The sequence below is a fragment of the Stenotrophomonas sp. STEN038 genome (assembly GCF_056759895.1).
The window spans coordinates 19,439-32,448 of sequence record NZ_JBRRDW010000050.1 but is presented as its reverse complement, the minus strand read 5'-3'; the positions used below and the strand labels follow the sequence as shown (position 1 = coordinate 32,448).

The 13,010-nt window shown below is 65.9% G+C and carries 12 protein-coding genes; 7 read left to right on the top strand and 5 right to left on the bottom strand.

Features of this window, described 5'->3' with window-relative positions:
- Window positions 1-81 precede the first annotated feature (81 nt).
- Window positions 82-954, bottom strand: a complete 873-nt coding sequence (locus tag ACVOLS_RS17325) for a type II toxin-antitoxin system RelE/ParE family toxin (RefSeq protein WP_481546650.1) — start codon at window positions 952-954, stop codon at window positions 82-84.
- 278 nt (window positions 955-1,232) lie between these two features.
- Here ACVOLS_RS17325 and ACVOLS_RS17320 point away from each other — a divergent pair, with 278 nt between their 5' ends.
- The 7 genes from ACVOLS_RS17320 (at window position 1,233) to ACVOLS_RS17290 (ending at window position 8,588) form a co-directional block, all read left to right on the top strand.
- Entirely contained in the window at window positions 1,233-1,877 is a 645-nt protein-coding gene (locus tag ACVOLS_RS17320) for a histidine phosphatase family protein (RefSeq protein ID WP_481518037.1), read from the top strand.
- A 381-nt stretch (window positions 1,878-2,258) separates the two neighbouring features.
- On the top strand, window positions 2,259-3,533 hold the full coding sequence (gene folC, locus ACVOLS_RS17315; RefSeq protein ID WP_481546649.1) for a bifunctional tetrahydrofolate synthase/dihydrofolate synthase: 1,275 nt from the start codon (window positions 2,259-2,261) through the stop codon (window positions 3,531-3,533).
- A gap of 66 nt (window positions 3,534-3,599) precedes the next feature.
- Window positions 3,600-4,631, top strand: coding sequence for an SPOR domain-containing protein (locus ACVOLS_RS17310; RefSeq protein WP_481546648.1), 1,032 nt, complete (start codon window positions 3,600-3,602; stop codon window positions 4,629-4,631).
- Between the two features lie 60 nt (window positions 4,632-4,691).
- The gene (locus ACVOLS_RS17305; protein ID WP_481546647.1) at window positions 4,692-5,426 is read left to right on the top strand and encodes a CvpA family protein; all 735 of its coding nucleotides are present in this window, start codon (window positions 4,692-4,694) and stop codon (window positions 5,424-5,426) included.
- A 29-nt stretch (window positions 5,427-5,455) separates the two neighbouring features.
- Window positions 5,456-6,922: an amidophosphoribosyltransferase gene (purF, locus tag ACVOLS_RS17300; RefSeq protein ID WP_481546646.1), complete on the top strand. Its 1,467-nt coding sequence runs from the start codon at window positions 5,456-5,458 to the stop codon at window positions 6,920-6,922.
- 172 nt (window positions 6,923-7,094) lie between these two features.
- Window positions 7,095-7,865 (top strand): ferritin-like domain-containing protein, encoded by a 771-nt coding sequence (locus tag ACVOLS_RS17295; RefSeq protein WP_481546651.1) that lies wholly within the window; start codon window positions 7,095-7,097, stop codon window positions 7,863-7,865.
- A 264-nt stretch (window positions 7,866-8,129) separates the two neighbouring features.
- The gene (locus tag ACVOLS_RS17290; RefSeq protein WP_481546645.1) at window positions 8,130-8,588 is read left to right on the top strand and encodes a COG3650 family protein; all 459 of its coding nucleotides are present in this window, start codon (window positions 8,130-8,132) and stop codon (window positions 8,586-8,588) included.
- A gap of 135 nt (window positions 8,589-8,723) precedes the next feature.
- Here ACVOLS_RS17290 and lpxH read toward each other — a convergent pair whose 3' ends face one another.
- The 4 genes from lpxH to ppx all read right to left on the bottom strand — a co-directional run bounded on the left by lpxH (window position 8,724) and on the right by ppx (window position 12,848).
- Entirely contained in the window at window positions 8,724-9,464 is a 741-nt protein-coding gene (lpxH, locus tag ACVOLS_RS17285; protein ID WP_481546644.1) for a UDP-2,3-diacylglucosamine diphosphatase, read from the bottom strand.
- A 20-nt stretch (window positions 9,465-9,484) separates the two neighbouring features.
- A complete protein-coding gene (locus ACVOLS_RS17280) occupies window positions 9,485-10,027 on the bottom strand; it encodes a phosphatase PAP2 family protein (RefSeq protein WP_481546643.1) in 543 nt (180 codons plus the stop codon).
- Window positions 10,008-11,147: a glycosyltransferase family 4 protein gene (locus tag ACVOLS_RS17275; protein WP_481546642.1), complete on the bottom strand. Its 1,140-nt coding sequence runs from the start codon at window positions 11,145-11,147 to the stop codon at window positions 10,008-10,010. Before ACVOLS_RS17275 ends, ACVOLS_RS17280 begins: the two co-directional genes overlap by 20 nt.
- Before the next feature lie 174 nt (window positions 11,148-11,321).
- Window positions 11,322-12,848 (bottom strand): exopolyphosphatase, encoded by a 1,527-nt coding sequence (gene ppx, locus ACVOLS_RS17270; protein WP_481546641.1) that lies wholly within the window; start codon window positions 12,846-12,848, stop codon window positions 11,322-11,324.
- Window positions 12,849-13,010: the final 162 nt, after the last annotated feature.

The following is a 13,010-nucleotide window of genomic DNA, read 5'->3' as shown; positions in this document are numbered from 1 at the left end:
ACCAGATCTGGTGCGCCTCTTTTGTAGTTCCTTTTATACGTTCCAAGTTTGGAGTCCTGCTGGTCGCTCGTGAAACTAGGCTCAGCGGTATGGGCCGGGCCCGCGCCACAGCAGTTCGCCGTAGCGGTAGACATACATCACGATCACGAACTGGCGGGCATCGCCGATGTCCTGCAGCTCGGGCGAGCCGGCCTGCAGCATGCGGCACTTGCTGGAGCCTCGGCGCAGTGCGACCTCGGCGGGACAGACCATCAGATAGGTGGTGCCGGGCAGCGGGATCGACAGTTCCTTCTTGCCATCCACTTCCTTGGCACCGTCCATCCATGCACGCAGTTTCTCCTCGCTGAGCAGATCGTAGACGATCTGGTAGCCGCCGACTTCCATGGCCGGCGCTCCGGCACTGCGGTCGACGCTTCTGCCGCTGTCATTGCCCTGACCCGCGGAGCGGCCGTAATCGTCCTGCGCGGTGGTCCTGTCCAGCGAGCCGGGTGGGCGCCCAGTCCAGGTCTGCGGACGACGCGGCACGGTTTCCGATGGACTGGCCGCCGCCGCTGGCGCGGCCGGGGTCTGGGCGACCTCCTGGGTCTTGGCCTCTTCCTGCTCCGGCTCGCTCGGCGGTTCGATATAGCGGGCTTCCGGTACCGGCTTGCGTTCCTCGCTGCGCCGCTGCGTGGTCGGCTTGGGTTGCGAGCGCGTGGTCTTGTTGGGCTTGTCCTTTGGAGGGACCTTGCTCTGCTCTGTGGACGGCGGTGCCTCACCAACAAAATCGACCTTGGTCCGGCCGCCGCCCGAGGAGCCCTGTGGCGAGGAAACCACCGGCGGATTGGAGTAAAGCAGGAGCAGCAACATCAGCAGATGCAGCAGCACGGTGATCAGCACCGCGAACCAAGGGTCGCGGCGTTCATGCCAGAGCTTGAGATTGAACGGCTTTGGAGAAGTGGGGGTGCTGGTCATGCCGCGTTTGGGGCCTGGAGGTTGCTGCCCTTGTGCGGAAGTCACGCCGTGCCACCGATAGGGAATCGGCATGGTAACGCCTGCGCCGGAGTTGCAACCGTGCCGTTGGTGCACTTGGCGGACGATCGCGGCGAGCGGAGGGATAGCCGACCACGCGGAGATCGGTCGCGGATCCGTATCGAAGGTAACTGTGGGCGGTATCAGCGCACGGCCGGGCTATGATGCCCCTCCCGTCGCGGACAGCTGGCGGGGACCCCCATCACAATGGAAACAGCTGCATGCGCATCCTGCTTGCCCGTCACGGCGAAACGCCGTGGAACGCCGAAGGCCGCTATCAGGGCCAGATCGACATTCCCCTCTCGCCGGTGGGTGAGGCCCAGGCAAAAGCCCTGGGCGAGCGGCTGGCCGATGTGCAGATCACCCGCGCCGTGGCCTCGCCGCTGAGCCGTGCGCAGGCCACCGCCAAGGCCGCGCTGGGTAGTGCGCGTGAAGCCATGCTGCTGACCGAGCCGGACCTGCAGGAAATCGCCCACGGTGAATGGGAAGGCCTGCTCGCCAGCGAGATCGACGAGAAGGACCCGGCACGCCTGCGCGCCTGGCGCGAGGAACCCGACACCGTGCTGATGCCTGGTGGCGAATCACTGCGGCAGGTGCTGGACCGCAGCTGGCGCGGCCTGACCGCCGCCGCCGAAGGCCTGGGCGAGGACGACACCTTGCTGGTGGTCGCGCATGACGCGGTCAATCGCGTCATTCTGTGCAAGATCCTCGGTCTGCCGATTTCCAAGCTGTGGAGCTTCCGCCAGGCTCCGACCACGCTGAACCTGCTGGAAGGCCCGGACGTCGAGCACCTGGAAGTGGTGCGCCTGAACGACTGTGCCCACCACACCCCGTTCTTCGGCGAAGCCAAGCACCGCGCGCTGTAATCGGAGTGCGTAAACCGCTTTTGGTAGTGCCGAGCCATGCTCGGCTGAGGCTCTACCGGTGAAGCCCTGCCGAGCATGGCTCGGTACTACGCTCCCTCCCTCCCTTTCGCGTAGCGAAGGGGAGGGCTGGGGAGGGGGTTGCTCTCCGCTTCTGATCTTGCTCTGGCTTCGCGGCTTACGCCGCTCCCACAAATTGGCTGGGGGTTGATGGGTTACTGGTGAGGCCCCTGCCGAGCATGGCTCGGCACTACGCACAGCCCGGTATGACATGCCGGGAAGCTTGGCGGCTGAGTGCAGCTGCCGCTGTATCATGGGCACCATTCCCGCGCGCAACGCGCAGCCGGCTTGCAGTGCCGGCCCATGATCCCGAGAGTCCTCCGCATGTCTTCCGCCCGTCCCGCCACGCTTGAACAGTGGCTCGCCCATATCGAACAGCAGCACCCACAAGCCATCGCAATGGGCTTGGAGCGCGTGCGCGAAGTCGCCCAGCGCATGCAATTGGGACGGCCGGCCGAGCACTGCATCGTGGTTGGTGGCACCAATGGCAAGGGTTCGACCGTGGCTTTCATCGAGTCCATCGCCCGTGCCGCAGAGTGGAAGGTGGGTGCCTACACCTCGCCGCACCTGCTGCGCTACAACGAGCGCGTGCGCATCGACGGCAAGGACGTGGATGACGCCAGTCTGGTGGCAGGCTTCAATGCGGTCGAAGACGCCCGTGGCCACACCGCGCTGACCTATTTCGAATACGGCACCTTGTGTGCGCTGTGGCTGTTCCAGCAGGCCGGATTGGACTTGGCGGTGCTGGAAGTCGGCCTCGGTGGACGTCTGGATGCGGTCAACATCATCGACGCCGATGTGGCGGTGATCACCACTGTAGATATCGACCACGCCGACTGGCTGGGTGCCGACCGCGAAGCCATCGGCCAGGAGAAGGCCGGCATCATCCGCGGCTGGAAGCCGGTGATCCTCGGCGAGATCGATCCGCCCTCCAGCGTCCTGCGTCGCGCCTACGTGCTTGGTGCCAACGCGATCCGCTTTGGCAGCGACTTCTTCGCCGAGGACATTGATGGCGAACTGTGGCGCTGGCGCGATGTCTCGTTCCGCCTGGAACTGCCGCAGCCGGCATTGTGGGCGCCGATCCAGCGCAACAATGCCGCCACCGCGGTCGCTGCGTTGCGCGCCCTGGACAAGCAGGTGCCGCGCACCGCGTGGGCGCAGGGCATTGCCGATGCACACATCGCCGGGCGCCTGCAGCGCTTCGAGCGTGGCGGTGTGGCCGTATTGCTGGATGTCGGCCACAACCCGCAGGCCGCCGCTGCGCTGGCCGCGGCATTGAAGGCCGAACCGGTGCAGGGCCGCACGCTGGCGGTGTATGCCGCGCTGGCGGACAAGGACGCTGCGGGTGTGGTCGAAGCCCTGCAGACGCAGGTCGATGGCTGGTTCCTGGCCGGGCTGGAAGGTGCGCGCGGACAGACCGCCGCGCACCTGCGCGAACGCTTGGCGCAGACCCATGCCGCCGAAGCTGGCCTGTCCGCCAACGTCAGCGGGGCGCTGGATGCCGCGTTGGCCCAGGCCAGTCCAGGCGACCGTGTGCTGGTGTTCGGCTCCTTCCACACGGTGGCCGAAGCGCTGCCGGTACTCCGTTCAGCTGACTAAGACGCTGCCGCGCGTGCCCCGCATATAATCACCGGGGCACTCCGCCGCGCCGCGCATACGCCAATTGTGGAAACTCCTCTGAAACAGCGACTGATTGGTGCCATCGTTCTGGTGGCGCTTGCCGTGATCTTCCTGCCGATGCTGGTCAAAGGGCCGGCGCCGGACAGTGGCGTACAGGACGTGCCGCTGAGCGCGCCTGCAGCGCCCGCCGAAGGCCAGTTTGAAACCCGCGAGTTGCCGCTGGTGACACCTGGCGCACCGGCCGGAGGCGCCTTGGGGATGCCTGCCGCACAGCCTGAGCCCGGCACTGCCACCGCCGTTGAGCAGCCGGCCAACGGCTTGCCGCCGTCTGCCGCTGCCGGCAATTACGCGGTCAATTTTGGTGCCTATGGCAGCGAGGCTGACGCCGACGCGGTGATCGCGCACCTGAAGAAATCCAACCTGCCGGGCTTCCGTCAGGCCGACACCATCAATGGTCGCCAGGCTTGGCGTGTGCGCATCGGCCCGTATGCCGATCGTGCCCAGGCGGAACTGGTGCGACTGGAGGCGGGCAAGGTCCGCAACGACGTGAATGCACAGGTTGTGGTGCTCAATGCCACCGCTGAGAACGCAGTTCCGGCACCGACCGCTACCGTCACGCCCGCTGCCAGCAGCACCGCTAGCGCTGCAGTCACCACTGCTCCGGTACGCACCGAGGCCTTGCCGCCGGAGCCGGCCAAGCCGGTCGTGGCTGCGCCCAAGCCTGCGGCTCCAAAGCCGGAAGCGCCCAAGCCTGAGCCGGCCCGCCCCGAACCGGCCAAGCCGGTTGCGGCAACCCCGGCCAAGCCGGCCGTCACCACCCCGGCCGCTCCGGCTGCCAGTGGTGTTGGTTTTGCCGTGCAGCTGGGTGCCTTCGGCCAAGCTGCCGATGCCAATGCACTGCGTGACCGCGCGCGTGCTGCCGGCTTCAGCGCCTTTGTCGAGCAGGTGCGTACCGACAACGGCGTGCTCAACCGTGTCCGGGTCGGGCCGGTTGCCAGTCGCGAGCAGGCTGAGCAGCTAAAGGCACAGGTCGCGGCCAAGGTCGGCGTCGCCGGCATGGTCCGCCCGCATCCTTGATGCGGCGCTGCGTCCTGCCGATCAGTCGCGCAGCGCTGCGCCTCACTTGCGGGGCGCGCGGTGATTGATCTGGTGTTGCTGGCGCTGATCGGCGTGTCGGCCCTGTTCGGGCTGATGCGCGGCTTGCTGGCGACCGTGCTCGGCGTACTGAATTGGCTGCTGGCCGGCGCTGCCGCCTTCTACTACGGCGAACGCGCGGCCTTGATGCTGGCCGATCAGGGCCAGCCCAGTGCTGGCGAGTACGCCGGCGGCTATCTGCTGGTGTTCATCGGCGTGCTGCTGGCGGCGACCCTGGTCGGGCGCCTGCTGCGTGGTGTGGTAGATGCCACCGTGCTGCTGAAGTTGCCGGATCGCTTGCTGGGCTTGGCCTTGGGTATTGTGCGTGGCGTGCTGTTCGCGGTGCTGGCGGTACTGCTGCTGGGCTTCACCTCGATGCCCCAGGAGCAGGGCTGGCGCCAGTCCAGCGTGGTGCCGTGGCTGCAGCCGACCGCCGACTGGCTGCGTGAAAAGCTGCCGCATCCACCTGAATCGCCGGCAATGGCGCTGATGGACTTGGGTAAGTCGGTGCTGGCAGGCGATAATGGCGGACCGAACGAAGCAGATGCGGGCAGTGGCTTGCTACCGGCGCCGTTGGAAGGGACGCGTTTTGATCCCCGCCAGCGCAGTGCAGAGCAAGGCCGAGCTGACCCGGCGGGGGCGTTGCCCTCCAACATCGATCCGGCGCAGGTGCGCCCGGGTCAACTCAAGCCGATACGGGTTGAGCCTCAGGGCCAGGCACGGCCACCTTCACGTTAACGGGCATCGCCCAGCGGAGATCGCGCAACATGTGTGGCATCGTCGGAATCGTCGGCAACCAGAACGTCGCCGGGCAGCTTTATGACGGCCTGACCGTCCTCCAACACCGTGGCCAGGATGCGGCCGGTATCGCCACCGCAGACGGCACCCGCCTGCGCGTGGAAAAGGCCAACGGCCTGGTCCGTGATGTATTTGACGAGCGCCGCATGGCGCTGCTGCAGGGGCGCATCGGCATTGCCCATGTGCGCTACCCGACTGCAGGTTCGGAAGGCACCGACGAGGCGCAGCCGTTCTACGTCAACTCGCCGTACGGCATCGCGCTGGCGCACAACGGCAACCTGATCAATACCGAGGCGCTGCGTCGCCAGGTATTCGAGGCTGACCGCCGCAACATCAATACCGATTCGGACAGCGAAGTGCTGTTGAACGTGTTCGCCTACGAACTGGACGCGCAGCGCATGCTGACTCCGGAAGCGGCGATCCGCGCCGTGGCCGGCGTGCACCGTCGTTGCAAGGGCGGCTATGCAGTGGTCAGCGTGGTGCTGGGCCTGGGCCTGGTGGCCTTCCGCGACCCGCACGGCATCCGCCCGCTGGTGCTGGGCAAGCGCAACCATGCCGAAGGCGTCGAGTACGCGGTGGCGTCCGAATCGGTGGCGCTGGACGTGCTCGGTTTCGAGCGCATGCGCGACGTGGCGCCGGGCGAAGCGGTGGTCATCACCGAGCGCGGTGAACTGTTCACCGAGATCTGCGCGACCAACACCCAGCAGACCCCGTGCATCTTCGAGTACGTGTACTTCGCACGTCCCGACTCGATGATGGACAACGTGTCGGTGCACAAGGCGCGCATGCGCATGGGCCAGAAGCTGGGCGAGAAGATCCTGCGCCTGCGTCCGGACCATGACATCGACACCATCATCCCGATCCCGGACACCTCGCGCGATGCCGCGCTGGAGATGTCCAATGTGCTCGGCGTGAAGTACCGCGAAGGCTTCGTCAAGAACCGCTACGTCGGCCGCACCTTCATCATGCCGGGCCAGGGGGAGCGGGTGAAGTCCGTGCGTCGCAAGCTCAACCCGATCCATCTGGAATTCCGCAACCGGGTGGTGCTGCTGGTGGATGACTCCATCGTGCGTGGCACCACCAGCCAGCAGATCGTGCAGATGGCGCGCGATGCCGGCGCACGCAAGGTCTATCTGGCCAGCGCCGCGCCGCCGGTGCGTTACCCGAACATCTACGGCATCGACATGCCGGCGGCTGAGGAACTGGTCGCGCACAACCGCAGCGTCGAGGAGATCGAGAAGCACCTGGGCTGCGACTGGCTGGTCTACCAGGATCTGGAAGACCTGGAAGTCGCCGTGCGTGAAGGCAACCCGGAGCTGAAGGAATTCGACTCGTCCTGCTTCAACGGCGAGTACGTCACCGGCATCGAGCCGGGTTACTTCGAGCGCATCCAGCAACTGCGTTCGGACGAAGCCAAGACCCAGCGCCGCGCCTGATCCAAGCCCCTCTCCCGCCTGCGGGAGAGGGGTTGGGGTGAGGGCAGAACGAAGCGGCAACATGTGAGCACCCATGAACCCGCAACAAGCACTGCCGTCCATAACCAACCAAGCATTCGCCGCACCGCCCGAAGCAGCAGGCTTCTCCCTGCTCGACGCCGCCTGCATCTGCATGGCCGCCGCCGACCCGCTTGAGAAAGTCGCGCTCACCCAGCACTACGCCGCGCGCTACCGCGCAGGCACACTGAAGCTGCCGACAGAAGCACCAGCGCCAGATCCCATCCGCGCGCCGGGCCGCCCGTCGCAACTGGTGCTGGTGCACCCGCGCGACCTGCCTCGTCGTGGTCTGGGTTCCGTGGACGGCCGCGCCGCCTTCATCCACGCCATCGCCCATATCGAGCTCAATGCCATCGACCTGGCCTGGGACGCGGTCTATCGCTTCCGTGGCCTACCAGGCAGCTTCTATGCGGATTGGGTGAGCTGCGCCGACGATGAGTCACGCCACTTCGTATTGCTGCGTGATCGGCTGCTGGCGCATGGTCATGACTACGCCGATTTCCCCGCCCACAACGGGCTGTGGGAGATGTGCGAGAAGACCGCACACGATGGCCTGGCGCGGATGGCGCTGGTGCCGCGCGTACTGGAAGCACGTGGCCTGGATGTGACCCCGGCGATGATCAGCAAGCTGCGTTCGTTGGGAGATGGCGTTACCGCCGACGTGCTGGAAGTGATCCTGCGCGAGGAGGTTGCCCATGTCGCTGCAGGCACGCGCTGGTATCACTGGTATTGCGCGCGCGCTGGCGTCGCGCCGAGGCCGCGTTTCAAGGAATTGCTGGGTGAATATGCCGGCGGCTACCTGCGCGGCCCGTTCAATCTGGAAGCACGGCTGTTGGCCGGCTTTGATGAAGAAGAACTGGACTACCTGGTCGAACAGGCCGGTTGAGCAACGTGCGTGCTGAAGCGCCCAGGCACTGCAGTGGCTGGGCCCGCTTGCGCTGGCATTGAACGCATCAACGATGAACGAATTCCGCAACTCGGGCCGTGTCCGATTGACGACCAGCTCGCCTGCATTCCACCATCGGCGCGGCAGATGCGGCTTTCCGTATCCATGTCTTTCACGGGTTGATGCAAGGGCATGCGCCAACATCACGTCGAGTCACATCCCAGCGTGTTCTCGATCGGCAACGATGCAGTCAAGGAGACAACAATGAAGCAGATTCTTACGCTGGCCACGCTGGTAGTGGCTTTGTCGGCATGCAACGGGCCCAAGCCCGCTGCTGATTCCACTGCCGCCGCGCCGGCCCCGGTTGCGCCTGTCGCACCGGCTGACGCAGCCGCTGCCAAGGATGATTTCCCGGTCATCGTGCAGGCCTCGGGTACCGAGCCGTTCTGGGGTGTGCGCGTGGACGGTGCCAAGCTCGACTACAGTACGCCGGAAACCCAGGCCAGCCCGCAACATTTCGAAGGCAGCCGCGCGCTGCAGGATGGCTTGCTGGTAGTGCAGGGCGGCGAGGGCAAGGATGCCTTCCGGCTGACCGTGCAGCGTGCCGAGTGCTCGGACGGCATGTCCGACCTGAAGCATCCATTCACCGCCGAATTCGTGCTCGGCAAGGACACCTTCAAGGGCTGCGCCCGCGATCCATCGGTACCGGTGGAAGCTCCCTGACCCCAGGCGTTTGTAGGAGCGGCGTAAGCCGCGAAGCCACAAATGCAAAAGCCGTCAGACAGGTCTGCAATTGCAGGCATGCCTGACGGCTTTTTTGTCCCGGCTTCGCGGCTGACGCCGCTCCTACAAGCAGCGTCAGCCTAGCGCTTCCAGCCGGAACCCGTCCGCATCCACGCGCAACACCGAGCCCTGCTCATACCAGTCACCCAACACGATGCGGGTGAAGCTGTGCTCGCCGGCGTTCACGGTATGGATCGCCGGGCGATGGGTGTGGCCGTGGATCATCGTTTCCAGGCCATAGCGCTGGAAGGTGGCGACCACTTCGGCAGGTGCGACATCGGTGACGGTTTCAAACGTGGCCTTGTCGTCCTGTTTCATTTCCGATTGATGCGCCTGGCTGGCGGCACGGGCCTTCTGCGCGAAGGCCACGCGTGCTTCCAGCGACTGCGACAGGAACTGGGCGATGAAGGCTGGGTTGCGGGTCTGTGCACGAAAGGCCTGATAGGCGACGTCGTCGGTGCACAGCAGGTCGCCATGCTGCAGCAGCACTGGCTTGCCATACAGCTGGATCACCGAAGGGTCCGGCAGGATGCGCATGCCGGCGCGCGCGGCATAGTCGTTGCCCAGCAGGAAGTCGCGGTTGCCACGGATGAAGTACACCGGCACACCGGCTTCGCTTACCTCAAGCAGCGCCAGCGCAACCGCATCGGCGGCGCTGGAGGGCGTGTCATCGCCGATCCATGCTTCGAACAGGTCGCCCAGGATGTACAGCGCCTCGGCCTGCCGCGCTTCGCCGCGCAGGAAGTCGAGGAACAGCTCAGTGATGGCTGGACGGCTGGGGTCCAGGTGCAGGTCGGAGATGAACAGCGTTGTCATGCCCGCATTGTAGAGCCTGATCAGCCTGTGAGCAGCGGCAACAGCTGCAGCGAGCCTGTGCCCAGCAGTATGCCGATGGCGGTAGCGGCCAATACATCGCTGGGGTAGTGCAGTCCCAGTACCACCCGCGACAGCGCTACGCCGAGGGTGAAGGGCAGCAGCAGCGGGGCCAGCCAGGGGTAATAGGCCAGCGCTACCACGGTGAACGACACGGCGTGCAGCGTATGCCCCGAAGGAAAGCTGTATTCATCCAACGGCGCCACCCAGGCGCGGATGCGCAGGTCGGCGGCGAACGGGCGCGGGCGCCGGGTCCAGCGCTTGAGCAGCTTGTACAGGGTCAGCGCCAGCACGCCGGTGGCGGCCATGTGCGCGGAGGCCTGCAGGCCATCCAGGCCATCGGCCAGCACCAGTGCGCCCATCAACATGTACCAGAACACGCCATCACCGAGCCGGCTCAGCACCGAGAACAGGCGGCGGATGCCACGACGGCGGCCATAGCGGTTCGCGCGGCGGCACCAGCGTGCCTCGCGCGCGGCAATTCCTTCAGGCGGCAGCAATCGCATGGCAGCGTCTCCGGGAAGCCAGTTCGCTGAGCAGTGCTTCGAATTCGGCGACCACCCGCTCCGGATGCAGGCGTTGCATCGCGCGGCTGGCGTTGGCACCGAGGGTCATGCGCATTTCGTCATCATTGGCCAGCTGTACGGCAGCGGCGATGAAGTTCTCATCGTTGTCCACTGCAACACCGCTGTGTCCACTCTGCAGATGTTCGCGGGCGGCACCGTAGTTGAAGGCGACGGTCGCCACGCCGCTGGCCATGGCTTCCAGAGTGACGTTGCCGAAGGTTTCGCTGCGGCTGGCGAACAGGAACAGGTCGCCGCTGGCGAAATGCCGTGCCAATGCCTCACCACGTTGCACGCCGCAGAAGATGAAGTCCGGGTTCTGCTCGGCCAGCTTCTCGCGCATCGGGCCATCGCCGACCCAGACAAAGCGTGCCTTCGGCCGTTGTTGCTGGATGCAGCGGAATGCCTTGATTGCCAGCCCCAGGTTCTTCTCCGCGGCGATGCGGCCGACGTAGATCACCGCAAAGCCTTCGCCTTCAATGCCCCAATCGGCACGCAGGGCGGCATCGCGCTTGTTTGGATCGAACTGACTGCCATCCACCGCGCGCGCGAGCAAGCGCGCTCGGGAGAAACCGTTGTCCAGAAGAAACTGCTGCAACTCGCGGGTGGGGACCAAGGTGGCTTCTGCCTGATTGTGAAAGCGCCGCATCCAGCGCAGTGCGGTGCCTTGCAACCAGGCAGCGCCATAGTCGGGCAGGTATTCATCAAAACGCGTATGCAGGCCCGAAGCGACCGGGATGCCCAGCCGCCGCGCGGTGCGCAGTGCCGACCATCCCAACGGGCCTTCCGTGGCCACGTAGATCGCATCCGGCCGTTGTTGTTGCCATTGTCTGGCCAGCCGCAACGGTGCCGGCAGACCGAAACGAAGGCCGGGATAACGCGGCAGGCCGGCGCCGCGCACCAGGATCTCGTGGGCGCCGCCGGCGCCTTCCTGCTGCTGGCGCGGGCGTATGACATCGACGTCGTGGCCGCGGCTGCGCAGACCATGTTCCAGTCCCTGCACGGTCAAGGCAACGCCATTGACCTCCGGTGGATAGGTCTCGGTGACGATCGCAAAGCGCATGGCTGGCTCCCGGTTTTTGGCGAGGATGCGCGTAGCCGATGAAGCACCTGTTACGGTGATCTGACTGCTTTATGACGGCCCTGAATGACGAAAACCACGGCCTGCGAAGGGCCGTGGTTTTCGTCTATTGTCCAGCGTGGGCGCGAGCGCCTGTGCCGGTATGGCGGGTGCGGCTCAGGCCACGAACGGGCGGAAGCTGATCCCCAGCCCAGTCATGCCTTCGGCTTCGCCAACCAGGTCGGCGCGCAGCAGCGGGCGCGCGTCGATGTAGTCCTTGGCCAGGATCAGCGACAAGGTATTGCCGTCGACGGACAGCTCCAGGGTCGGGATCGAGTCGGACTCATGCGCGCGGTGCAGCAGCACCGCCAACCGCAGTATTGCCGCGGTGCGCTTGGCCGGCAGCAACAGGCGCTCGGGCAGGGCTTCGAAAGCGCTCTTGGGAATGCCGCGGCGATGGGTGCGGATCAGTGCCGCCAGCATCTGCTGTTCCTGCCGCGAGAAGCCGGCGATATCCGAATGCTCGATCACGTAGCTGCCGTGGGTGTGATAACCGCTGTGCGCGATCATCAGGCCCAGCTCGTGCAGGCGTGCTGCCCAGCCGAGCATGCGGGCATCGTCGACGTCGAGCTTCCAGGCGTCGGAAACCTGCTCGAACAAGCGCTGTGCGGTGGCTTCCACGCGCTGTGCCTGGTTCTCGTCGATGGCGTAGCGCTGGGTGAGTGCGGCCACCGATTCGTCGCGCGGATCGTTGTCGTTGGCGCGGCCCATGATGTCGTAGAGGATGCCTTCGCGCATCGCCGCCTTGCTGACCAGCAGCTTCTGCAGGCCCAGCGCCTGGAAGGCGGCTTCCAGCACCAGTACGCCGCCGGCGATGATCGGTCGGCGCTCGTTGGACAGCGTCGGCAGTTCGATCTCGTTGATGTTCTTGGCGCGCAGCAGTTCCTCGCGCAGCTGCGGCAGCGCTTCGGCGGTGATCGCGCCCTTGCTCAGCTTCATTGCCGCGCAGATCTCGCTGATCGCCTTGTGGGTGCCGGACGAGCCCAGTGCTTCCTGCCAGCCCAATGCCTTGTACTTGTTGGCGAAGGGCTGGAACTCGGCGCCGATCTCGGTGAGTGCGTCCTTCCAGCGCTTCTTGCTCAGCTTGCCGCCGGGGAAGAAGCGCCGGGTGCTGGCGATGCAGCCGGCCTGCAGGCTTTCGCGTTCCAGCGTCTGCATGCCCTGGCCGATGATGAACTCGGTGGAGCCGCCGCCGATGTCGATCACCAACCGGTGCTGGTCGGGCTTGGGCGGTTGCGCATGGGCGACGCCGAGGTAGATCAGGCGCGCTTCCTCGCGGCCGCTGACCACTTCGATGGCGTGACCGAGCGCGGTTTCGGCCGGCATCAGGAACGACAGCGGCGAGCGCAGCTGGCGCACGGTATTGGTCGCCAGCGCACGCACGCGGTAGGGCGGGATGTTGCGGATGCGCTGGCCGAACCGGGCCAGGCATTCCAGCGCGCGCTGGCGGGCTTCGGGCGACAGGCCGCCCTTGCCATCCAGGCCGTCGGCCATGCGCACGGTTTCGCGCAGGCGGTCCACCACCCGCAGCTGCCCGAGCAGGTAGCGCGCGATGACCATATGGAAGCTGTTGGAGCCCAGGTCGATGGCGGCCAGCAGGTCGCCGTCCTGCAGGGGCGGTGGGGTCAGGGAAGACTGGGGCATGGCGGAATGGTAGCGGATGAAGTAACCAGGGACATAGATGCGGGATCCGGGAACCAGTGGCGGCGCGGTCTGCGACGGGTACGCCAGACGCTAACGGCCGCCCACGTAGGACCCAGTGAAAGCGGGCGGATGCCCGCTGTTGCACTGGTTCCTTCCACTTGC